Source organism: Dysgonomonas termitidis (assembly GCF_042654545.1).
Classification (GTDB): Bacteria; Bacteroidota; Bacteroidia; order Bacteroidales; family Dysgonomonadaceae; genus Dysgonomonas; species Dysgonomonas termitidis.
The window spans coordinates 15635-39264 of sequence record NZ_JBHSGN010000064.1 but is presented as its reverse complement, the minus strand read 5'-3'; the positions used below and the strand labels follow the sequence as shown (position 1 = coordinate 39264).

19 protein-coding genes are annotated in these 23630 nt (G+C 40.9%); 12 read left to right on the top strand and 7 right to left on the bottom strand.

Annotated features, from left to right (window positions below; all coding sequences use genetic code 11):
* Positions 1–469 precede the first annotated feature (469 nt).
* The 5 genes from ACFO6W_RS09270 to ACFO6W_RS09250 form a co-directional block, all read right to left on the bottom strand.
* Positions 470–817, bottom strand: a complete 348-nt coding sequence (locus ACFO6W_RS09270; RefSeq protein ID WP_379995615.1) for a DUF2023 family protein — start codon at positions 815–817, stop codon at positions 470–472.
* 15 nt (positions 818–832) lie between these two features.
* Positions 833–1333, bottom strand: coding sequence for a flavodoxin (locus ACFO6W_RS09265; protein WP_379995613.1), 501 nt, complete (start codon positions 1331–1333; stop codon positions 833–835).
* Between the two features lie 215 nt (positions 1334–1548).
* Positions 1549–1812 (bottom strand): 50S ribosomal protein L27, encoded by a 264-nt coding sequence (rpmA, locus tag ACFO6W_RS09260; protein ID WP_379995611.1) that lies wholly within the window; start codon positions 1810–1812, stop codon positions 1549–1551.
* 19 nt (positions 1813–1831) lie between these two features.
* Entirely contained in the window at positions 1832–2143 is a 312-nt protein-coding gene (rplU, locus tag ACFO6W_RS09255; RefSeq protein ID WP_379995609.1) for a 50S ribosomal protein L21, read from the bottom strand.
* Positions 2144–2272: 129 nt separating this feature from the next.
* Positions 2273–2794 carry a hypothetical protein gene (locus ACFO6W_RS09250; protein WP_379995607.1) on the bottom strand — a complete coding sequence of 174 codons (522 nt, stop codon included), beginning with the start codon at positions 2792–2794 and terminating at the stop codon, positions 2273–2275.
* Positions 2795–3053: 259 nt separating this feature from the next.
* Between ACFO6W_RS09250 and asnB the strand changes: the two genes are divergently transcribed.
* Complete coding sequence (gene asnB / locus ACFO6W_RS09245) at positions 3054–4724, top strand: asparagine synthase B (RefSeq protein ID WP_379995911.1); 1671 nt, start codon at positions 3054–3056, stop codon at positions 4722–4724.
* Between the two features lie 11 nt (positions 4725–4735).
* On the opposite strand, the gene ACFO6W_RS09240 is transcribed toward asnB, so the two are convergent.
* Positions 4736–5959, bottom strand: a complete 1224-nt coding sequence (locus tag ACFO6W_RS09240) for a glycosyltransferase family 87 protein (protein ID WP_379995604.1) — start codon at positions 5957–5959, stop codon at positions 4736–4738.
* Positions 5960–6967: 1008 nt separating this feature from the next.
* Between ACFO6W_RS09240 and dapF the strand changes: the two genes are divergently transcribed.
* The 8 genes from dapF (at position 6968) to ACFO6W_RS09200 (ending at position 20283) form a co-directional block, all read left to right on the top strand.
* Positions 6968–7810 (top strand): diaminopimelate epimerase, encoded by an 843-nt coding sequence (gene dapF, locus ACFO6W_RS09235; RefSeq protein ID WP_379995602.1) that lies wholly within the window; start codon positions 6968–6970, stop codon positions 7808–7810.
* 121 nt (positions 7811–7931) lie between these two features.
* The gene (locus ACFO6W_RS09230; RefSeq protein WP_379995599.1) at positions 7932–9164 is read left to right on the top strand and encodes an LL-diaminopimelate aminotransferase; all 1233 of its coding nucleotides are present in this window, start codon (positions 7932–7934) and stop codon (positions 9162–9164) included.
* Between the two features lie 88 nt (positions 9165–9252).
* Complete coding sequence (locus tag ACFO6W_RS09225) at positions 9253–11430, top strand: glutamine synthetase III family protein (protein WP_379995597.1); 2178 nt, start codon at positions 9253–9255, stop codon at positions 11428–11430.
* A gap of 465 nt (positions 11431–11895) precedes the next feature.
* Positions 11896–16413, top strand: coding sequence for a glutamate synthase large subunit (gene gltB, locus ACFO6W_RS09220; protein WP_379995595.1), 4518 nt, complete (start codon positions 11896–11898; stop codon positions 16411–16413).
* 112 nt (positions 16414–16525) lie between these two features.
* Positions 16526–17950 (top strand): glutamate synthase subunit beta, encoded by a 1425-nt coding sequence (locus ACFO6W_RS09215; protein WP_379995593.1) that lies wholly within the window; start codon positions 16526–16528, stop codon positions 17948–17950.
* Between the two features lie 146 nt (positions 17951–18096).
* A complete protein-coding gene (locus ACFO6W_RS09210; RefSeq protein ID WP_379995591.1) occupies positions 18097–18786 on the top strand; it encodes a calycin-like domain-containing protein in 690 nt (229 codons plus the stop codon).
* Positions 18787–18892: 106 nt separating this feature from the next.
* Positions 18893–19435: a C40 family peptidase gene (locus ACFO6W_RS09205; protein ID WP_379995589.1), complete on the top strand. Its 543-nt coding sequence runs from the start codon at positions 18893–18895 to the stop codon at positions 19433–19435.
* Between the two features lie 95 nt (positions 19436–19530).
* Positions 19531–20283: a C40 family peptidase gene (locus ACFO6W_RS09200; protein ID WP_379995587.1), complete on the top strand. Its 753-nt coding sequence runs from the start codon at positions 19531–19533 to the stop codon at positions 20281–20283.
* A gap of 134 nt (positions 20284–20417) precedes the next feature.
* On the opposite strand, the gene pncB is transcribed toward ACFO6W_RS09200, so the two are convergent.
* The gene (pncB, locus tag ACFO6W_RS09195) at positions 20418–21581 is read right to left on the bottom strand and encodes a nicotinate phosphoribosyltransferase (RefSeq protein ID WP_379995585.1); all 1164 of its coding nucleotides are present in this window, start codon (positions 21579–21581) and stop codon (positions 20418–20420) included.
* 735 nt (positions 21582–22316) lie between these two features.
* Here pncB and ACFO6W_RS09190 point away from each other — a divergent pair.
* The 3 genes from ACFO6W_RS09190 to ACFO6W_RS09180 all read left to right on the top strand — a co-directional run bounded on the left by ACFO6W_RS09190 (position 22317) and on the right by ACFO6W_RS09180 (position 23486).
* Positions 22317–22574 (top strand): hypothetical protein, encoded by a 258-nt coding sequence (locus tag ACFO6W_RS09190; protein ID WP_379995583.1) that lies wholly within the window; start codon positions 22317–22319, stop codon positions 22572–22574.
* 545 nt (positions 22575–23119) lie between these two features.
* Complete coding sequence (locus ACFO6W_RS09185) at positions 23120–23335, top strand: hypothetical protein (RefSeq protein ID WP_379995581.1); 216 nt, start codon at positions 23120–23122, stop codon at positions 23333–23335.
* Between the two features lie 4 nt (positions 23336–23339).
* On the top strand, positions 23340–23486 hold the full coding sequence (locus ACFO6W_RS09180; RefSeq protein WP_379995579.1) for a hypothetical protein: 147 nt from the start codon (positions 23340–23342) through the stop codon (positions 23484–23486).
* Positions 23487–23630: the final 144 nt, after the last annotated feature.

Here is a 23630-nt window from a genome sequence, read left to right as displayed (position 1 = left end):
TCAAAAATACTTAAAAGTTGACAAAGTTGACACTTTTTTCGGTTAACAGTCAATAGTCAATAGCATGTAACTCATTACTCGTAACTAAAAAGTAACAAAGGTAACAGGGAAAGCAATTAAGAATGAAGAATGAAAAATTAAGAATTAAGAACCAACGGTCAGCGGAGCTAATTTTTTTTCTTGCAGATTCTTATATCCTCTTTGTCATGTTGAACGAAGTGAAACATCTCCTAAATCGAAGGAGATCCTTCGTCCCTCAGGATGACAAGAGGGTAACAGCTAAAATTAAAATCAGAATTTAACAGTTCTGCCCCTTGAGGATTGAGGAGGCTCGATCAATACATAAAAGAACGCGGAAATCAAGTTTCCGCTATATAGATAAAATATTAGGGATAAGATAAAAAAAATCCCCACTGACATCTCGTCTGTGGGGACCTAAGATCAACTAAAAAAACTATCAATAGAAAAGTTATGCTAAACAAAGTATGTGCTTGTCCTTTTCTTTTTTCTTTTTGCAGTACCGGTTACATTGTTCACTGATACTGTATCCGAGTAATATGCCAAGTATAAAGTCCTCTTCCGGAGTCAGCAGGTTTAATGGTTTGTCGCCACAAATCCGGTTTGCCACATTCAGGCATTCATCTTTTCCGAAGAATACATTTATATTACCATTTCTTAACCGTTGTATTTTATAACTGATTCCGTTTTTCTCCAATTTCCAGATTACTTTTTCTTCCGTATCTGCGGTCAGGGTGCAGAGCATCAGGTCGCGGACACCTTTCTTATATTCATAAATGAGATGGTAGAAAACACGCATAAATCAGTCGGATTTTTAAATTACTTTTTTCAAATCTTCTGTCCAGAGCGCGATCCGTTGGTCAGTAAGGTTCGATTCGTTGTCATTGTCTATTAGCAGGCCTACAAACTGACCGTCAACTACAGCTTCCGAACTGTCGTATGTGTAACCTTCTGTACTTACCTGCCCGATAAATTTACAGCCTTTGCTTTTTATCGCATCATATATTTTGCCTACTGCATCACCGAAAGTGTCGCTGTATGATGAAGAATCTCCGCATCCGAAAAGGGCGACTTTCTTCCCGTTCAGATCGGCAGCTTTCACCTTGTCGAGATAGTATTCCCAGTCGTCTTGCAAATCTCCAAGACCTAATGTAGGTGATCCGAACAATAGGACATCATAAGCCGCGTAATTTGTATCAGCTTTGGATACATCGTGTAAATCAGCTTTGTCTACATTCAGTTTTTTTGCTATCTCTTCCGCAACTTCTTGAGTGTTTCCGGTTGTGGAACCGTAATATATTCCAATCTTAGACATATTGTAAATAAATTATAGTTATTAATTTCAATTTGACAATGCAAAGAAACAATATATATCGGACAGGGGCAATACCGAGAAATAATGAAAATTGCAGGCAAAACTACTTATTTATAAGTAGAAAGACGTTTCAGGACATTTGCTCAAAGGTATTCAAAATAAAAAAAGCAGACTGAATATTCAGCCTGCCCTCTTTATACCGTTTAAACTATGTTTTAAGCTTCTGCCTTAGGAAGTACAGAAACATAAGATCTATCGTTTTTCTTTTTACGGAATGATACTACTCCGTCTGTCAATGCAAACAAAGTGTGATCTTTTCCGATACCTACATTTTCACCAGGGTGATGTGTTGTACCTCTCTGGCGAACTATAATGTTTCCGGCTTTAACTGTTTCTCCGCCGAATGCTTTAACGCCTAATCGTTTACTTTCCGATTCACGGCCGTTTTTCGAACTACCTACACCTTTCTTGTGTGCCATTTTCTTCTGTTTTTACTGATTAAGCAATAATTTCTTTAACTACAACTTCTGAAAATTGTTGACGGTGACCGTTCAATTTACGGTGTCCTTTCCTTCTTTTCTTGTGGAATATAAGCACTTTGTCTCCTTTTGCCTGAGATATTACTTCTACTACCACTTTAGCGCCTTCTACGGTAGGAGCACCTACAGTTACAGCACCATCTTTGTCAACTAATAATACTTTTTCGAACTCTACTTTAGAGCCATTTTCTGCGTTGATTCTGTGAACGAACAATTTTTGATCTACTTCAACCTTCATTTGTTGTCCTTGAATGTCTACAATAACGTACATCTGTTTTTATATTTACAGGTTATGTGCCTGAGGCGAACCCGTTTACACGGATTTCTTGTTGGCCTATTGGCAATCGGGTGACAAAAGTAATAAAATATTATGGAATACTCAAATATTTTTTAAGCGATATTATTTCTTATAATCTATAATAGTCAATACTCCTTCTATTTCGTCCAGCATCGGTATATTTATATCGCCGCCAATTTCAGTAATGATAGCTTTAATCGCCTGTTTGTTTACTTTGGTTACTGTAGTTAATTTATTACCGGATATGATGTTTGTTCCCGGCATATTGCCCAGTATTCCGTCTACTATAAATATGCTGTCTCCTTTTGTGGTATATGCACTTTCTCTTTTTCTTGCATTCAAACCATTTTGCCGGTTTACAGCCAACGTGGATATAGCTCCCGAATTCGGATCATTTTCATTTACATCGAAAATCCTTTTTATTTCGAGTAACTCTGCATCCCGGATGAACATACTGTTTACTCTCTCATCTACAGTGGGGTCGTTTGATTTTAATACACGTTTTTCGTTGAGCCATTCGCCGTTTAATGGTGCAGGTGGCTTGGGTTCATAATCATCGCCGCATGAATAACTGCAAATACTGATGATAACAAGCAATGTAAGAAAGGTGATGTTTTTGTTCATCGCTCACAGATTTGTTTTGTAAAATGTTTATGCAAAGATATGTATTATTTTTTTTGGAATGAATTTATCATAGTTAAATGGTGTATTTATGTAATTGCAACGAGAATATTTTGCTTCAATCGTGTTTTGACAATGTGAGATAAAATATAAATAAAATGTGTTATATTTCTGTTTTATATTTTGAATTAAGAATAAAATGATATAAATTTGCCGGACTGTGGTAAAGTATAAAGCTAACAAAAAAAATAATTATAGATATATGTGTGGATTTGTAGGTGTATTCGATTTGACTCAAGATATAGATGTGCTTCGTGGGCAGGTGCTTCGCATGGCCAAGAAGATACGCCATCGGGGGCCTGACTGGTCTGGGGTATATTGTGGCAGTAAATCTGTTCTTGCCCATGAAAGGCTTTCCATTGTGGGAGTTGATTCGGGCAAGCAGCCTCTGTATAGTAAAGACAAAAAACTTGTATTGGCCGTTAATGGCGAGATATACAATCATAAAGAAATAAGAAGCCGGTATCCTGACTATGAGTTTCTTACTCATTCCGATTGTGAAGTTATCCTGGCTTTGTATAAAGATAAAGGAGCCGGTCTGTTTGAAGATCTGAATGGGATATTTGCATTTGCACTCTATGACGTTGAAAAAGATATTATATTGATCGGTCGCGACCATATGGGTATTATACCTTTATATATGGGCTATGACGATTACGGGCAATTCTATGTAGCCAGTGAGTTGAAGGCGCTGGAGGGTATTTGTCCGAATATTCAGGAATTTTTACCCGGTCATTATATCTTCAGTGAAGATGGAACGATGCTTAAACCCTGGTACAAGCGTGACTGGATGGAATACGAGAATGTGAAAGACAATAAGTCGGATGTCGAAGAATTGAGAACTGCTTTGGAAGCAGCGGTGCACCGCCAGTTGATGTCGGATGTGCCTTATGGGGTTTTGCTTTCGGGTGGCCTGGATTCGTCTGTTATATCGGCTGTGGCGAAGCGTTATGCTGCACGGCGTATAGAAGACGACAATAAGACGGAGGCGTGGTGGCCGCAACTTCATTCTTTTGCCGTAGGTTTGAAAGATGCTCCCGATTTGATTGCAGCCCGTAAGGTGGCGGAGTATATAGGCACGGTCCATCATGAGATTAATTTTACGGTGGAGGAAGCTATAGATGCATTGAGCGATGTGATTTATCATATCGAAACGTATGATGTGACAACTGTGCGGGCGTCCACTCCTATGTATTTATTAGCTCGTTTTATAAAGTCTATGGGTGTGAAAATGGTGCTGTCAGGTGAAGGCTCGGATGAGCTTTTCGGCGGTTATCTGTACTTCCATAAGGCGCCTGATGCAAGGGCATTTCATGAAGAAACAGTTCGTAAGCTGGACAGGCTTCATTTATATGATTGTTTGCGTGCAAACAAGTCGTTGGCAGCATGGGGGGTTGAAGGGCGTGTGCCGTTTTTGGATAAGGAATTTATGGATGTGGCTATGCGCCTGAACCCTCAGGATAAGATGTGCGGTAATGGTAAGATCGAAAAACATATACTCCGGAAAGCTTTCGAGGATTATCTGCCCGCGAGTGTAGCGTGGCGTCAAAAAGAGCAATTCTCGGATGGTGTAGGATATAACTGGATAGATACATTGCGTGAGGTTGCTGATAAAAAAGTAAGCGACCGTCAGATGGAGCATGCAGCAGAGCGTTTTCCTATCAACCCGCCAATGTCGAAAGAAGAATACTGGTATCGCACAATGTTTGAAGGGCATTTTCCATCGGCGTCAGCGGCTCATACAGTGCCGTCAGTGCCTTCGGTGGCCTGCAGTACGGCTGTGGCTCTGGAATGGGATGCTTCATTTAAGAACAGGGTGGACCCGTCCGGCCGTGCGGTAAAAGCGGTGCATGCCGAGGCGTATGATAAGTAATAGGGGTTAGCTTATTGCTTATGCGGGTGTATTGAAAGTGTTTTTTTCTCCTCATCTGTGTACTCCTCCTGCGGAAATTCTTTCAATATGCCCCGTGATGTGATAATCTGATAAACAAGGATAAGCCATACGGCAAGGCTTGGGATCGCTTTCAGTGAATATCTTTTAAATATATCGTCGTGTATGCTTTTCGGGAATATATGGGATGATGTTATCAGTGTCCAGAATAAGGTGAATACCAGTAGTCCGGTTATCCATTTGTTCTTCGGGTACTTTTGCAGGCTGTACCAAAAGGCCAGGGCCGTCATGGCAATAATGTATGTTTCTTTTTCGGAACCGGTGCTGAAAAGGACAATGAAGAATAAGGCGGATGCAAGGATGCCGAATTGGTAAGCCAGATCGTCGTAGCATCTGACTTTTATATATTGAAGTCCGAATAATACAAGTCCCGGCACGATTATATAAAATGCCGGTGCATCCAGTATATTGAAGCATCTTCTGATGAGTCCGATGGCAGAGATGTCCTGTGAAAAGTTAGTTATATTAATAACGTTTTTAGCAGATAAGGTCTGGAACCAATCTCCATAACTCTGTATGACGAATTCGGGAGAAGAGATCAGCATTGGCAGGGTGAAGAATATGGCTGCCCATATACCCATGTATAGCGTAAGTTTTCCTTTGTGTTTTGAGAAAAAGAACAAGCTTAATCCCACTATGCCATATAGTTTTATAAAAGTGCCGAGCATAATGAGGCATGCGGCCCAGAAATCTTTCTCTTTCCGTATACAGATGAAGCTGCCGATAACCAATGCGGCAATCAGGCCGTTTGTTTGGCTATTCATTACGCAGGTATAGAGATCCACTCCTATTATGTAAAAAAACAGGTATTTCCTTTTCCAGGCAATCGGCAGATAATAAACGGCAAAAAACAGGGTAAGGCTCATGGCTACATCCCAGAGTAATATTCCGAGCCTGTCGGGTAGGAGAGCAAATGGTGCAACAATAAAGGTGAAGACCGGGCCATAATAAAACTTATCATGATGTTCGGCCGGATAAGGCGCGTACAGGTTGATCTGTTCAAGGGCATGATAGAATGAGCCACTGAATATTTTATAATTATTATGAATACGACTGGCTTTGAGTGCGCCAATCACAGGGATGAGGGTCCATACGAAGAGGAGGAATCTCTTATCAGAAAATACAGGTTTTCTGAAAAAATTAACAATCGGGCTCATTTTCTATCTCTTATTATCCAATAATTAAAGTGATAGCCCTGTGCTTTGAAAAAGGTGCATGCTATACGCTTTTTTTGAGTTATTATTTCTAAAATCTAATATTCCGGATTCTAGAGTTTGCAAAGATGCGTATTTTATGTGGGATAGGAAATTTTTTATTAACATTTTAGGGAAAACCTATGAAAATTGAGAGCTATAACTATTAGTTGTTTTTTTATATAAATTAACTATACAATGTTAAAACCTGACACTTCTGACACATTTTTGCTATTTTTTCACCTGTCATTTTCGTATTAATTAACTGTATGCTTTTAAAAGGTAACACTTATTTCAGTAAACAGTAGTCAGTAATCAGTAAACCAACTTGTAACTCGTAACTGCCCTAGGGCGCAGTAACTTGTAACTCTTAAAAAAGGTAACAGTATTTACAGTCATCAGTAAACAGTCATCAGTCAACAACTCGTAAGATGTAAAACTTTGCGCCTTTGCGTGAAACAAAATAGAGTATCTTGTAACCCCTAACTGTTAAAAAGTAACAAAGGTAACAGATATGTCAGTAAACAGTCAACATAGCAGTCATTAGTCTACAGCTCGTGACTCGTCGTATCTCGTCTACTTGTATCTCGTGTCTCTTTTACTCGTAACTGCTTTAATCAATACTTCAAAGAACTATCTGCTGACAGCTAAAGGCTATCAGTTCTAATTATATAGATAAATTTTTTTCCATTACTTAATATGGTGTTCAAAAGAAATATTTTGCTCAAATAAATAGAAAAAAGATAGATTAAAGGTGTCGAATCTGTAAAAGGTGTGACATTTGTAAATCATTTAGTCTTGCGTTCTGACTTTATGTTTGTTGTTTTGAAAATTTACAAGTCAAAAAGATTTTTTATTTTATTAAAAATGAAAAAATGATACAAATTTCTTGTGAAATCGAATAATTTGTACGAAATTTGCGTCTTGAAAATAGGAATAATATAATACGTAAAAAATAGGTAGGGGTAGAGGATGAAGAAATTGAAATTTACTAAAATGCATGGCGCCGGAAACGACTATATTTATATGAATGGATTCACTCAGAAAATAGAGAATCCTTCTGAGCTGGCAGTCCGTCTGAGTGACCGTCATTTTGGTGTCGGCTCCGACGGCTTGGTGTTGATATTACCCTCGGATACCTGTGATTTTAGAATGCAGATGTTTAATTCCGATGGTTCGGAAGCCGAAATGTGTGGTAATGCTTCGCGCTGTGTGGGCAAATATGTGTATGATAACGGGCTGACCGATAAAAAAGAAATAACACTGGAGACAAAAGCCGGTATAAAATATATCACATTGAAGGAAGGTAATGCAGTTGCGCGAAAGGTGACAGTGGATATGGGAGAGCCGATACTTGCACCTACCCTGATTCCGGTACAGATTGCGGAAGAGCCCGTATTGGATTATCCTTTGGATATAGACGGCAGGATATGGAAGATATCGTGTGTGTCTATGGGAAATCCGCACGCTGTAGTGTTTATGAAGGGGATCAAAGATTTGGATCTGCCTGTTTTAGGCCCTAAGTTTGAGACCCATTCTGTCTTTCCTCGCAAAACCAATACCGAGTTTATCGAAGTGGTAGACCGCAATACCTTAAATATGCGTGTGTGGGAACGCGGGGCAGGGGAGACTCTGGCTTGCGGGACAGGGGCTTGTGCCGCTGCCGTGGCTGCCGTGCTGAATAATCATTGCGACAGGGAGATCACGATACATTTGCTGGGAGGCGACCTCAAGATAGAGTGGAGTGTCTTTAATAACCATGTGTATATGACAGGTGAAGCTGTTACTGTGTTCGAAGGCGAACTGGTAAATTAGCAGATTTGAATATTAGTAAATTAGAATATTAGCAAATTAGAAAATGAATATAAATACTGGTTACTTATTTATTTGCCGATCATACGGCTCGTAATTCGTAACTCGTAACTCGTAACTAAAAATGATATTAATAAACGAAAATTATACAAAGCTCCCGGGAAGCTACCTGTTCTCGGATATAGCACGCAAAGTAAACGAATTCAAAACTGCACATCCCGGCGCGACCATCATCCGCCTGGGTATCGGAGATGTGACAAAACCGCTTCCGCAGGCCTCTATCGAGGCTATGCATAAAGCTGTGGATGAGATGGCTGATGCGGCTACGTTCAGGGGGTACGGACCGGAGCAGGGTTATGATTTCCTTGTAAATACAATTGTTGAAAACGATTATAAAGCGCGCGGACTGGATATCTCGGCAGATGAAGTATTCGTCAGTGACGGTTCTAAAAGCGATACTGGGAACATCGGAGATATTCTCGGCCTGGATAATATTGTCGCCATTACAGATCCTGTATATCCGGTTTATGTGGATACCAATGTGATGGCTGGTCGTGCGGGCGATTTGAACGAGAACGGCAAATGGAGTAAGATTATATACCTTCCATGTATTGCGGAGAATGATTTTGTACCTTCACTGCCTGCCGGAAAAGTGGATATAATCTATTTATGCTATCCGAATAATCCGACAGGAACGACTTTGACAAAAGAGCAATTGAAGATATGGGTAGATTATGCATTGAAAAACAAGGTGCTTATTCTTTTCGATAGCGCTTATGAAGCATATATAACCGAAAGCGATGTACCTCACAGCATATACGAAATTGAAGGAGCAAAGGAAGTAGCTATTGAATTCCGGAGTTTTTCCAAAACTGCAGGATTTACCGGTACACGTTGCGCATATACCGTGGTGCCTAAAGCGCTGGTGGGATATACCGGATCGGGAGAAAAAGTATCATTGAATAAATTATGGAACAGACGGCATACGACAAAATTTAACGGTGTGCCATATATTATACAACGTGCCGCTGAAGCCTGTTATTCCGTCGAAGGTAAAAAGCAGGTAAAAGAAACTATCGATTATTACCTGAATAATGCTAAGATCATACGTGAAGGGCTTAGTACGCAAGGGCTGAAAGTCTATGGCGGAGTGAATTCCCCATACATTTGGGTGAAAACTCCTGATGGTATGACTTCGTGGGGATTTTTCGATTATCTGCTCAATGAACTGAATGTGGTAGGGACTCCCGGTGTCGGTTTCGGGCCGAGTGGCGAAGGGTATCTGCGACTGACGGCATTCGGCACGCTGGAGAATACAAAAGAGGCGGTGAGTCGTCTCAGAAAGATATCTATTTAATAAAAAGATTCTGTATTTTATTGGTGTACAAAATATTGAAACATAAAATTTTGAAATAAAATCTATATAACTCAATAAAAACAAGTTTATGACAAAGTTACGTTTTAGAGCAGTAGCGATGGCCTCGGAAAGAAAACCGGTAGAGGTGCGAAAACCGGAAAAGAAGACATCGGAATATTATGGAGAGAAAGTATTCAACCGGAAAGCTATGACTAAATATCTTTCGAAGGAAACTTTCAAAGCACTGAATAATGCTATCGATAAAGGAGGGTCTGTGAATCGTAATCTTGCTGAGCACGTAGCTGCAGGTATGCGTATGTGGGCTTTGGAAAACGGTGTGACTCATTATACACACTGGTTTCATCCATTGACAGACGGAACTGCCGAAAAACACGACGCATTTGTAGAACATGACGGCCAGGGCGGTCTGATAGAAGAATTTGAAGGAAAGCTTCTGGCGCAACAGGAGCCGGATGCATCCAGTTTCCCGTCGGGAGGTCTTCGCAATACATTTGAGGCCCGCGGATATTCGGCCTGGGACCCGTCTTCCCCTGCATTCATTGTTGGTAATACGCTGTGTATCCCTACTATATTCATCTCTTACACAGGCGAGGCGCTGGACTATAAGACTCCATTGCTGAAAGCTCTGGCTGCCGTAGATAAGGCTGCGACTGAAGTCGTTCACTATTTTAATAAGGATGTAAAGAAAATACAATCCAATCTGGGTTGGGAACAGGAGTACTTCCTTGTAGATGAAGACCTTTTCATGGCTCGTCCCGACCTGGCTTTAACAGGGAGGACGCTGATGAGCCACGAGAGTGCAAAGAATCAACAGTTGGAAGATCACTATTTCGGTTCTATACCTGAACGTGTACAACGCTTTATGGAAGAACTGGAGTATGAAGCATATGCTTTGGGTATTCCGGTGAAGACCCGCCACAATGAGGTTGCGCCGAATCAGTTCGAGCTGGCCCCTATATATGAAGAGTGTAATCTGGCTGTAGACCATAACCTGCTGGTGATGTCTGTGATGGATAAAGTAGCACGTAAACACTCATTCCGTATATTATTCCACGAAAAACCGTTCAAGGGAATCAATGGTTCGGGTAAACATAATAACTGGTCGCTAAGTACCGATACAGGTATCAACCTGCTGTCTCCGGGTAAAGATCAGGTAGAAAACCTGCGCTTCATTACTTTTGTGGCAAATATTCTTGCGGCAGTGCATAAGAATAACGGATTGCTGAAAGCATCTATTTCTTCTGCTACAAATGCTCACCGTTTAGGTGCGAACGAAGCGCCTCCGGCTATCATATCCGTTTTCCTCGGCTCTCAGGTAAGTGATATACTCGATAAGTTTGAGAAGAGTGCGGTGAAAGACGCGATTGTAGTCGACAGTAAGAAGCAGATCAGCCTTGGTGTGGGGCAGATTCCTGAAATTCTTCTCGATAATACCGATCGCAACCGTACATCTCCGTTTGCCTTTACTGGTAACCGTTTCGAATTCCGTGCGGTGGGTTCTTCTGCAAACTGTGCTTCTGCTATGACTGCACTGAATGCATCTGTTGCCGAGCAACTCCGGTTGTTTAAAGAAGAAGTGGATGGCTTGATAGCTAAGGGTAAATCGAAGGAGGAAGCTTTATATGAAGTGTTGAAAAAATACATCAAGGAATCTCGTCCTATCCGTTTCAACGGTAATGGCTACAGCGATGAATGGAAGGCTGAAGCCAAGAAGCGCAAACTGGATTGCGAAACCAGCGTTCCTGTGATTTATGACGCATACACATCGAAACAAAGTATCAAAACATTTACAGGTATCCTTTCCGAAGTGGAATTACATGCACGTAACGAAGTGAAGTGGGAAACCTATACCAAAAAGATACAGATAGAATCTCGCGTACTTGGAGATCTGGCTCTGAATCATATTATTCCTGTGGCAATCTCCTACCAGTCCATCCTGCTTACAAACGTATCGAAACTGAAAGAAGTGTCGGACGACTATAAAACACTGGGCGCAGAGCAATTGCGGCTGATAGAGAAAGTTTCTACTCATGTGAACGCGATAAATGCTAAGGTGCACGAGATGATAGATGCACGTAAGATAGCCAATAATATCGAGAGCGAACGCGAAAAAGCCGTAGCTTATCACGATAATGTAGCGCCTTATCTGGATGAAATCCGTTATCATGTAGATAAACTGGAATTGATTGTGGATAATGAAATGTGGCCGTTGGCTAAATACAGGGAATTACTTTTTATACGTTAATCGCTTTTATTTATAATGAAAAATCCCGGCTTCGTAAGAGGTCGGGATTCTTTTTGTTTGTATCCGCCCTGTTTTTTATCCGCACCGCTGTTATATCGCCCAATACGGGTTTATGGTATTTCTTGCCGTCTCCTTCATTTTTTTTCGGGTTTCTACCGCTCCTGCTGCCTAATACTATTGCCCGGGAGGTATCCTGACAGAAATTATTTCATGATTCTTATATTTTTAATAGAGAGTGATATGTCAAAAGTATTAATTAACGATTATATTCTCAGGTAGCCGGTATAAAAATAATTTTAAATAGATTTTTGTTAAATAAAATAGGTTAAATCTATTTTTTTTACGTAAAAAATCATTTTTTCGAACAAAAGGAGATTTTATGTCTTGAAAATTTGTATATTTGTCATCTGTCTTAGTTTGGGGCGGAAATCGGAATTTCTATCAATTATATATCAACTAATAACTATGCAGGATTTAAAATCAGCAGTACAGCACGGATTATATGACCCGGCCTATGAGCATGACGCATGTGGGGTAGGGATGGTGCTTCATATGAAGGGTGCTAAATCCCATGCCATCGTTGAGAATGGTCTCCGTGTATTGGAGAACATGACTCACCGTGGGGCAGAAAATGCAGACAACAAAACCGGAGACGGGGCCGGTATTATGTTGCAGATACCACACGAGTTTATACTACTACAAGGGATTCCCGTTCCCGAAAAAGGACATTATGGGACAGGACTCGTCTTTTTACCTAAAGGTGAAAAAGAAATGGAGTCATGCATGATTACCCTGACACAATATATAGATAAGGAAGGTTTAAAGCTTCTGGCAGTACGTGATGTACCTGTCAATAGCGATATATTGGGTGAAATGGCTCTTTCGAATGAACCGAATATAAAACAAATATTTGTGGTTGGAGAAGAGGGGATGTCTCAGGATGAACTGGAACACCGGCTCTATATTCTTCGCAAGAAGATTGAAAAGGAGATATTCAGTTCAAAGGTTTTCTCTTTAGATACAAAAAGGGCGTTTTATATTGTCAGCCTGTCCACAAAGCGTATCATATATAAGGGTATGTTGTCGTCGGAGCAGCTCCGCCATTACTTCCCCGATTTACTGAACCCGCATCTGACAAGTGCTATTGCTCTGGTACACTCGCGATTCAGTACTAATACATTTCCCACATGGGATTTGGCACACCCTTTCAGAATGGTAGCCCATAACGGGGAAATTAATACAATCAAGGGCAACCGCCTGTGGATGGAAGCCCGCGAAAGTGTGTTGAAATCGGAATTATTAGGTAATATCAGTGATTTGTGGCCGATTGTACAGCCGCATATGAGTGATAGTGCTTCATTCGATAATGTGCTCGAATTCCTTGTGATGTCCGGTAAATCGCTTCCGCATGCTATGGCAATGATGGTACCTGAATCGTGGAACGATAAGAATCCTATTTCGAACGATCTGAAAGCCTTCTATGAGTATCACAGTATATTTATGGAGCCGTGGGATGGTCCCGCTACATTGCTGTTTTCTGACGGACGATATGCAGGAGGATTGCTCGACCGCAACGGCTTACGTCCTGCGCGCTACCTGATGACTCACAGTGGTATTATGGTAGTGGCTTCAGAGATGGGAGTACTTCCGTTCGAACCATCTGAAATAAAGGAAAAGGGGCGTCTTCGTCCAGGTAAGATGCTGATGGTGGATACCGAAGAGGGTACTATACAATATGATGCCGAGCTAAAAGAAAAACTGGCAAAAGCATATCCTTATCGCGATTGGTTGGCAAAAAATCGTATCTCACTCGATGATATTTCTTCGGGTAGGACTCCTAAATATAATGTGGAAGACTACACCAAGATGCTGAAAGTATTCGGCTATTATAAAGAAGATATTGAAAAGATACTGACACCTATGGCAGCGGAAGGGAAAGAACCTACTGCCTCGATGGGTAACGATGCGCCTGTGGCTGTTTTGTCGAACAAGCCGCAACGCTTGTTTACATACTTCCGTCAGTTATTTGCGCAGGTAACAAATCCGCCTATCGACCCGATCCGTGAAGAGTTGGTAATGTCACTGGCCGGATATATCGGTTCGCTTCACAAGAATATACTGGAGCCGATGCCGGAGCATACCAAGATGGTCGGATTGTCAAATCCTTTCCTTTCCAACAGGGAGCTGGACTTGTTGATTCACCTGCAATACAAAGGCTTTAAGTGTGAAGTGTTGTCGATACTTTTCGATCCTAAGCAAGGTGGCACAGGTTTGGAAAAAGCCATAGACGAACTATGTAAAAAAGCAGAAAAGGCCGTTGATAACGGTAATAATTATATCATTCTCAGCGATAGGGGCGTTAACCCTGATAATGCCGCTATCCCGTGTCTGCTGGCCGTGTCTGCCGTACATCATTATCTGGTGGAACGCCGCAAGCGTATGCAGATAGACATTGTTGTGGAATCTGCCGAACCGCGCGAGGTGATGCATTTCGCATTGCTGTTCGGTTACGGGGCAAATGCTGTGAATCCGTATCTGGCACTGGCTGTCATTGAAGAACTGGTGAAGAAAGGGGATATACATCTCGATTTTCATACAGCCATGAAGAATTATGTGAAGGCCATCAACAAAGGTTTGCTGAAAACCATGTCTAAGATGGGTATTTCAACATTGAAAAGCTATATCGGAGCGCAGATATTCGAAGCTGTTGGTATCAGTTCGGCAGTTATAGATAAATACTTCAAAGGAACAACATCCAAAATAGAAGGTGTCGATTTGAATGATATTGCCAGCGATACGATAGAAGCTTATTACGAAGCTTTCGAGGAAGATTTTGCAGATCCTTCATTGGTGAGTCAGGGTATATATGCATGGCGCCGCAATGGTGAGTATCATGCATGGAATCCCGAAACGATAATGAATCTCCAGATGTCGACACGTCTGGGCAGCTATAAGAAATTCAGGGAATATACAGATCTGATAGACAAGAAGCCGGAAAAGATTTTCCTGCGTGATTTCCTTGATTTCGATCTGGCAAAGAAGCCTGTCGATATTTCTGAGGTGGAACCTGTGTCGGCTATTACCAAGCGTTTTGTAACAGGAGCCATGTCGTTCGGTTCTATCAGTCGCGAAGCGCATGAAGCTATGGCTGTGGCAATGAATGCTATCGGAGGTAAAAGCAATACCGGAGAGGGTGGTGAATTGCCCGAACGTTTTGCGACCAATGCGCGTTCAGCTATCAAGCAGGTGGCATCCGGCCGTTTCGGTGTAACTACCGAATATCTGGTTAATGCGGACGAACTCCAGATCAAGATAGCACAGGGTGCAAAGCCAGGTGAGGGAGGACAACTTCCGGGCTTCAAAGTAGATCAGATTATAGCTAAGACCCGGCATTCGATTCCGGGTATCTCGCTGATATCACCGCCACCGCACCACGATATATATTCTATCGAAGATTTGGCGCAGTTGATTTTCGACCTGAAAAGCGTAAATCCGGCCGCACAGATAAGTGTGAAGCTGGTATCTGAAAGCGGGGTGGGAACTGTTGCCGCCGGAGTGGCGAAAGCAAAAGCCGACCGCATAGTCATCAGTGGTTGCGAAGGAGGTACAGGCGCAAGTCCTGCCAGTTCGATCAAGCATGCCGGGCTTCCGCTGGAAATCGGTTTGGCTGAGGTACAACAGACTTTGGTGCTGAATAATCTGCGCGGACAGGTGTATTTGCAAACAGACGGTCAGTTAAAGACCGGGCATGATATTATAGTAGCTGCGATGCTTGGGGCGGAAGAATTCGGCTTTGCAACCAGTGCGCTGATCGTATTGGGATGTATTATGATGCGCAAGTGTCACCTGAATACCTGCCCTGTAGGTGTGGCTACACAGAATGAAGAGTTACGGAAGAAGTTTATCGGCCGTAGTGAATATCTGGTTAACTACTTCAATTTCCTTGCCGAAGAAGTACGTGAGCATCTGGCATCATTAGGAGTGAAGACGTTGGATGAGATCGTAGGCCGTGCCGATTTACTTAAGTATGTTAAGAGCCATGATAGTAAGAAGGTGGCGAAGCTGGATTTGTCCCGCCTGATCTATTTCCCTGTTGAAGCGAAGGAGAATGCCATACATAGAGTTAAAGGACAGGAACATAAGCTGGACGATGTACTCGACCGTAAGTTGATCACTACGTCTCGTCTGGCTATCGATAAGGCTATGCCTGTCGTTATTACCCATACAATACGGAATACGAATCGTACTGTAGGAGCTATGCTTTCGGGTGAAATAGCGAAGAAATACGGTAATGCCGGACTTCCTGCGGATACTATCCAATGTACATTCCAGGGGGCAGCCGGACAGAGCTTCGGTGCATTTCTTTCTCATGGCGTGACATTCAAGCTGGAAGGCGACGCCAATGACTATGTGGGCAAAGGCTTGTCGGGAGGTAAGATCATCATTGTACCACCTGCGGTATCTACTTTCAAACCGGAAGAAAATATTATTGCCGGTAATACCTTATTATATGGTGCTACTTCCGGCGAAATATATATCAACGGACGGGTAGGGGAGCGCTTTTGTGTACGCAATAGCGGTGCAACTGCTGTTGTGGAAGGAGCCGGAGACCACTGTTGCGAATATATGACGGGTGGCCGTACTGTAGTGCTTGGAAAGACAGGACGTAATTTCGCGGCGGGTATGAGCGGCGGGGTTGCTTATGTATATAACATAGACGGCGACTTCGACTATTATTGTAATATGCAGATGGTTGAACTTACATTGATAGAAGATACTTACGATAGTAAGGAACTTCGTCAGTTGATCACCAATCATTATGAATATACAAACAGCCCTCTGGCAAAACATATTCTCGATAACTGGAATACAGAGGTAGAGAAATTCATGAAAGTAACCCCTATTGAATACAAGAAAGTATTACAGGATGAGAAACTGGAAGCTATAAAGAAAAAGATAGCACAAGTAGAATTCGATTACTAAAACAATGTGCTAATGTGCCAATTTGCCAATGAGCAAATTTATAAATGAAAAGACTATTATATCCTTGTTCCATTAGCATATTGGCATATTAGATAATTAGCATATTAAAAGCATGGGAAATCCAAAAGCATTTTTAACAGTAAAAAGAAAAGACGCAGGATACCGTCCGGCACAGGAGCGTATCCTCGATTTTGGTGAAGTAGAACAGACCCTGAATACAGAAGACCGCCGCGAACAGGCATCACGCTGCATGGACTGTGGTATCCCGTTTTGTCATTGGGGATGCCCGCTAAGCAATAAGATGCCCGAATGGCAGGAATATATATATAAAGGAAACTGGAAACTGGCTGCGGAAGTCTTGATGCAGACCAATGACTTTCCTGAGTTTACAGGACGTATTTGTCCCGCACCTTGTGAAAAGTCATGTGTACTGTCGATACATCGTGCTCCTGTAACTATCCGTGAGAATGAAGCGTCTGCATTGGAACACGCTTTCAATGAAGGTTTTATTCAGCCTAAAGTGCCTGTACACCGTACCGGAAAGAAAGTGGCCGTGATAGGTTCGGGGCCATCAGGACTGGCTGTAGCTAATCAACTGAACCAAAAAGGGCATGATGTGACTGTTTATGAGAAAAATTCCAACATAGGAGGCTTACTCCGTTTCGGTATTCCTGATTTCAAGCTGAATAAGAATATCATCGATCGCCGCTTGAAGCTGATGGAAGCCGAGGGTGTGAAGTTTGTAGTAAATACTGAAATAGGTAATGATATAAAAGGCAAAGATATCCTGAAAGAATATGATGCTGTCTGTGTCGCTATCGGCTCACAGGTACCCCGTAACCTCCCGGTTGAAGGACGTGAACTGAAAGGCGTCTATTACGCTATGGAATATCTCACGGCTCAGAATAAGATGATTGCAAAGGAAGAGATTCCGGCAGACCAGATTATAGATGCCAAAGGTAAGAATGTTCTTGTCATCGGTGGCGGAGATACAGGTTCGGACTGTATCGGTACGGCTAACCGTCAGGGAGCAGCCAATATATTGCAGATAGAGATTCTGCCGAAGCCGGCCAAGCTGGAGGATATAGAAAATCCCTGGCCTAATCCGTTTCCTGTCGTTCTTAAGACATCATCATCCCATCTCGAAGGCTGTGAGCGCCGCTGGTCGCTGAATACGAAGCGGTTCATCGGTGAAGACGGCAAACTGACAGCCGTTGAACTGGTTGAGATAGCCTGGGAAAAGGACGAGAACGGCAAACATGTTATGAAAGAAGTCGGCGAACCCGAAATCCTCAAAATGGACCTTGTATTCCTTGCTCTCGGTTTCGTTCATCCTATACAGGAAGGCCTGTTGAAAGAACTTGGAATAAAGACCGATGATATCCGCCATAATGTTGCCACGGATGCCAAACGGGCTACAAATGTGGCAAAAGTATTCGGTGCAGGCGACTGTGTGAGCGGGCAATCTTTAGTAGTAACCAGTATCGCATCGGGACGGAAAACAGCTCAGCATATAGACGAATATTTAAGCAAATGAATGTTATTTTTAGTTAATATTTTTACTGTTCGATATAGTTATGATGTTATAAGCTTTGTGAAGTTGAATATCTTTATGCAACTTTGGATTGGTAGAATGCATCAATATATCTGAAACACCAATTTTATTAACCAAATAAATTCATTATGAACAAGAAACTTTTATGTTTATTAATGTTTGTCTTTTCATTAGGACTGACTTTTACAGCATGTAGTAGCGATGACGATGATCCGGTAAACCTGTCATTGGAAAAAAGTGAAGTGAATGTAGATCAGGGTGCTACTGTAACAGTGAAAATAACTCAGGGTAATGGAGACTACAAAGTAAACTCAGCAAGTGACGCTATCGCGACAGCTTCGGTAAGCGGCGATGTAATTACTTTAACAGGCGTAGCCGCAGGTGAAACTACTATAACAGTTACCGATAAGGATAAAAAAACAACTACTCTTAAAGTTACAGTTGTCGGTCTTGCTGACCAGGTTGCAGGAACATATAGTGGAACACTTTCTGTATTAGGCCAAGATTCTGAAAGTGAAATAACTCTTGAGAAAATCTCAAGTGATAAAGTTAAAGTAAGTCTGAAGAATTTCTCATTTTCTGAGATGGAATTGGGTGATATTATTGTAAGTGATATTCCTCTGACATTAAGTAATGGGAAAGTAATATTAGAAGAAACTTCTACATCTCTAACATTAACAATGATGGGTAATCCGATAGAAGTTGATGTTGCTGTTTCAGGAACTGTCGAAGAAGTATCTATGAACTTGGCTATTGCAGTAACAAAGGTTCCTCTATTAGGAAGCATAGATGTAACTTTCTCAGGTGATAAAAAATAATGACGTCTATTAATTTCTTTATTTAATATACGGAAAGCGGTTTTTGGAAACAAGAGCCGCTTTTTCTATTATATAATACTTACCTTTAGCATGTAAACCAGATTTTATGAAAAGATTCATCCTCTATTCCATACTATCCGTCCTGTTGATTCTGTTGGTTACTTCCTGCGGGACACAAAAAACTCCGGGCGGGCAATTGTATGATCCTAAAGAAGTTGCGGAACTTTCCAAAAAGCTAGGCATCCCTCTCAGCAATACAGATAAGGATGATGACAAGAATATGCCATTATATGCCGAAGTTTCCCAATGGCTTGGTGTGCCATACCGTCATGCGGGATTGTCACGGCGGGGTCTTGACTGCTCAGGATTTGCATTTCTGATGTATCAGAAGGTATATAGAAAGAGGATTCCAAGGTCTACGTCAGACCTGGCGGATATGAAAATGCATAAGGTATCCAAAAATGAACTTAAGACAGGCGATCTCGTTTTCTTTGCCACATCTAAGAATTCAAAGCGGATCAACCATGTCGGGATTTACCTGAAAGATGGAAGTTTTATACATGCATCAACCTCAAAAGGAGTGATTGTAAGCCATCTTGACGAAGGTTACTACAGCCATGCATGGAAAAAAGCGGGCCGGATAAAATAGTTAAAATAGTCCTTAAATAATTATAAAAAAAACGGGAACTTAGTCCTATATTAAGTTGATTTTTTTACTTTTATCCGATTTAAAATTTAACACCCATGCTTGCACAGAAGAAATTTTTGAGAATATCCACCATGCTATTAGTGTTTTCGATGGGATTTATGCCAATAGCAGCGATTACACCAAAGCAATCAAAGACAGGTAAGAAAAAATCAAAGATAAGTGCGGTCACTGCAAAAAAGGTCAAAGTAGAACAATCTGCCCGTAATATAGAAGTTGAAACTACCGATGGTAACATAGTAGCTTTGCCTCAGGTAAAGCAGACACTGGAAGACCATTCTACACTATTCTCTTCATCGGATAACCTGATGGCTGATGCCGGTATTTCAAGATCATTGGACGCTATTCAGAAGCACATGATAGAAATTAAAGAGATGCAGGAACTATCCTCTCAGTTAGGTGTTGCCATAAAGGATGTATCTTTTCTTCCCTTGTACCGGGAAGTGGCCGACTGGTTGGGAACACGCTACAGAAGAGGTGGGATGAGCCGCAAGGCGGTCGATTGTTCAGGGTTTACCAATATTATTTATAAGAATGTATTCGGGCAACAGCTGGACAGGGTGAGCACCACGATAGCTAAAAATGTAAAGGAATCCGTTCTTGATAAAGATGACCTTATTCCCGGTGATATGGTATTCTTTTCTACATTCAACAAGAAATACATCAATCATGTAGGCGTGTATCTGGGAGAAGGGAAATTTATTCATGCATCTATAAAATATGGCGTTATTGTAAGTTCCCTGGCCGAAGGTTATTATAGCAGGACCTGGCGTAAAGGCGGAAGGAATTAATATCCGGCAAATATCAAATACGGGGAGATATCGAAAGGTATCTCCTTTTTTTTTCCTAAGTTTTGAATACTATATCACAGGACTCTCTTCGTTCTAGAAATCAGAGCGAAGGAAGTTTAAAACAAGGCTTTTTCTTATTCCAGTCCCAGAGTCCTAAGGCTCAGATCGATTTCTCTTTCATCACCTGTATGCTTGCCTGCAACATCTGAAAGCTTTACGGCTTTCAGATAATTAGTATCTTTCTTATGTACTTTTACATCTGTGAGTTTTATTACTATATTCAGAGGTTTTACTCCTACATCGTTGGAAAAGAATGTGCCGATACCATATGTGTCGTGCATACGCCCGGCCACATGGCTTTTTATTGCTTTCACCGACTCCAGATTCAGGGAATCACTGAATACAAGCGTTTTTGATATTGGATCGATACGGTTTTTCTCATAAAACTGAATTGCTTTGTCAGCAAATACCAGCGGATCACTACTGTCGTGACGCACGCCGTCGAACAATTTTGCATGTTTGAGGCTGAACGAATCAAAGAACGCATCGGTTGTATAAGTGTCTGTAAGAGCAATACCCAGACTACCGTCATATACATCTACCCATGCTTCCAGTCCTTTGATATTTGCCGAGCGGTATCCATAGATAGCCCCGTGATACATAAACCATTCATGCGGCATAGTACCAATGGGGGTAGTATTGTATTTCATAGCCAGATACACGTTACTTGTACCTTTGAAATATTCTCCCGAATGGGCTTTTAATGTCCCTACCACTTTATCCTGTACCTCAAAGGAGAAACGGCGCCGTGTACCGAATTCCGAATAATCGGCTTCTATTCCGCTCAGCGCTTTAGCTTTTTCCACAGCTTTCCCCTCCACATCTGCGGGCGTAGCTCCGGTCATTTTGAAATATAGCTCGGATATGATAGCTAGCAAAGGAACTTCCCACAAAACAGTACGATACCAATAACCTTCTATAATTACACTGAGGTCTCCTCCTTCTTGTATGATAGTGACCTCTTCGGGCTTATACTTGAATCCTTCGAGAAAGTCGACAAATACCGGATCGAAGAAATAGCATTTAGTCTTTACGAATTTCTTTTCTTCCTGTGTCAGTTTCAGATCGGCCATTGCCGCCACTTCTTCCCGCATTCTTTCGGCAAATCCTTCCGGAAACTGTGTCCTTCCCCGGTTGGTAAATGCATACTTGACATACGCCCACGGATATAGTTTCTGTATGGCAAGCATTACGGAGAATTTATAAAGGTCGTTGTCGGTGAAATGTTTAATTATCATATATCCCGGATTTTTAATGAAATAACAAATATAAGTTTATTTATCTGATTGCGACTAAGGTAAACGCGCTAAAATAGAAACCATTCAATACTTATTACTTTGTAAAAGGTAACACTTATTTCAGTTAACAGTAAACAAAACAAAACGCCAGCCAACTTGTAACTGCCCTAGAGTGAAGTAACCCGTAACTATATCAAAAAAGTTACAAAAGTTACACTTTTCCCACTATTTTTTATCTGTTACTTAAAACTTACTACTTAAAGCTTTTCAAAGAACTGCAAGCTAACGGTTAATGGCTATCAGCTTAAAAATGTATAGATAAACTTTCTGTAAAAAACACATATTTCATATATTCTAAATTGTAACAAGTAAAAAATATGGTTGTTTCCAAACAATAAAGAAGAAATCACATATCTTTGTATAGATACATATAATTTTTTGCCTATGGTGTAAAGTGTAAAAACTGCGCACATTTTAAAATATTGGAAAAAGCGTATAGCTTTTATTCTGGCTTTATGAAACTTCGCAAATTTCAAAAAACCGCCAAGAGTAAAGCGATGACGCTCACGCTTTGGCGTGGGCTTTACTCGTTTATTTGGCGGTTAAGTATTGCGAAGACCTCATAAAGCAGATAATACAGTAATTGTCCACGCTTTTTTTGTGTGCGTATGGAAAAGGATAAAGGACAAAAAGAAATATTAGTAATACATAAACTTTATTAAAAATTAAACCTGAATGAAAAATATCGAAGAATTTGCCGATGAGGTTATATCTAAAAAAAACAAAGTCATAACCGATGAAGTCTTTTTACTTATTCAGAATGATAAGGTGTTGATGCATCAGTATCTCAGGCTTGTTGAAAAACATGGACTTGATTTAGTGAACCGGACAATAGGAATGCTTATCAAAAAGAAGTATGGGTTAGAGAACGACACACAAAGATGTACAAATCCTACGAGTACATTGATTATGAGCCATCAGGAATTTGAATAACAGAAACGCAATTATGAAAACATTGAAAATCATTTTAAGAATCATTTAGTTAATGTTGGCCTCAATCCTGAATTTTATAGGAATAATATCAACTATGATATTTTTTTGTTGTTTATTGATGTATATCGGGATGCAGGAATCAGTATCGGCAATTGATTCTCTTCTAAGCACAAACTGGTCACCTGGCGGTGACAATTTGCTAAACGGAATCATTTTTTATTCAATCCTTTCTCTTGTATGCTTCTTCTTGAAGTATCTCATCCTTGACACATGGAAAGCAGATGACAAGGTACGCATCGTATCAAATAATAAATACGAAACATTTGAACAAAGAAGGATGTAAGAAAAATTTATTTATCATAAGAAAGAAGCCGGTATTGACATAAAATCAGACATCGGCTTCTGTCTTTTACAAAACCTTTGCCGGCATAGATATTTATCCGTGTCCTGAAAATCGAAATCCAAAACCACAACAATTAACGCCTCTCCGCCCAAGTGTATTACTTTTTTTCGAATGTTTGCACAAAGCTAAAGCAGATATAATTATGACAGTTATCACAGAATTGGAATTTAAGCGAAACTTCTCAAAGTATCTGTATATGGCTCATAATGAAAAAGTTATTATAACCAGAGGTAAAAAGAAACTGGAGTTAGGAGTTAAGAAACCATTGATTTCGGAAGAGGATCTGGCTAACGCAATGACAATGGATGAGGCTAAAAAAGCCATTGAACCCCAGATAAGAGAAATGTTTAGGAAGTAGGCGGATGAAAGTATTAATGACGGAAGAAGTCGATGACTATCTTACCGAATTGGTTCAGGTATTATACGATGAAAGCTATTTTGGCTTCGAAGACGCAGCTATTGAATATATTTTTGACTTGTACGACGATATTAAAACTTCCTTGCCCTGAAAACTCAGGAAAAAAGCTCCTCCCTACTTTGATAAATACGGTAGAGACTTATACTACGCCGTTTACAGGAAAAACCGCAACACACAGTGGTATGTATTCTTTCAATACGAAAATGGAATATACCTGATACGTTATATAGGAAAT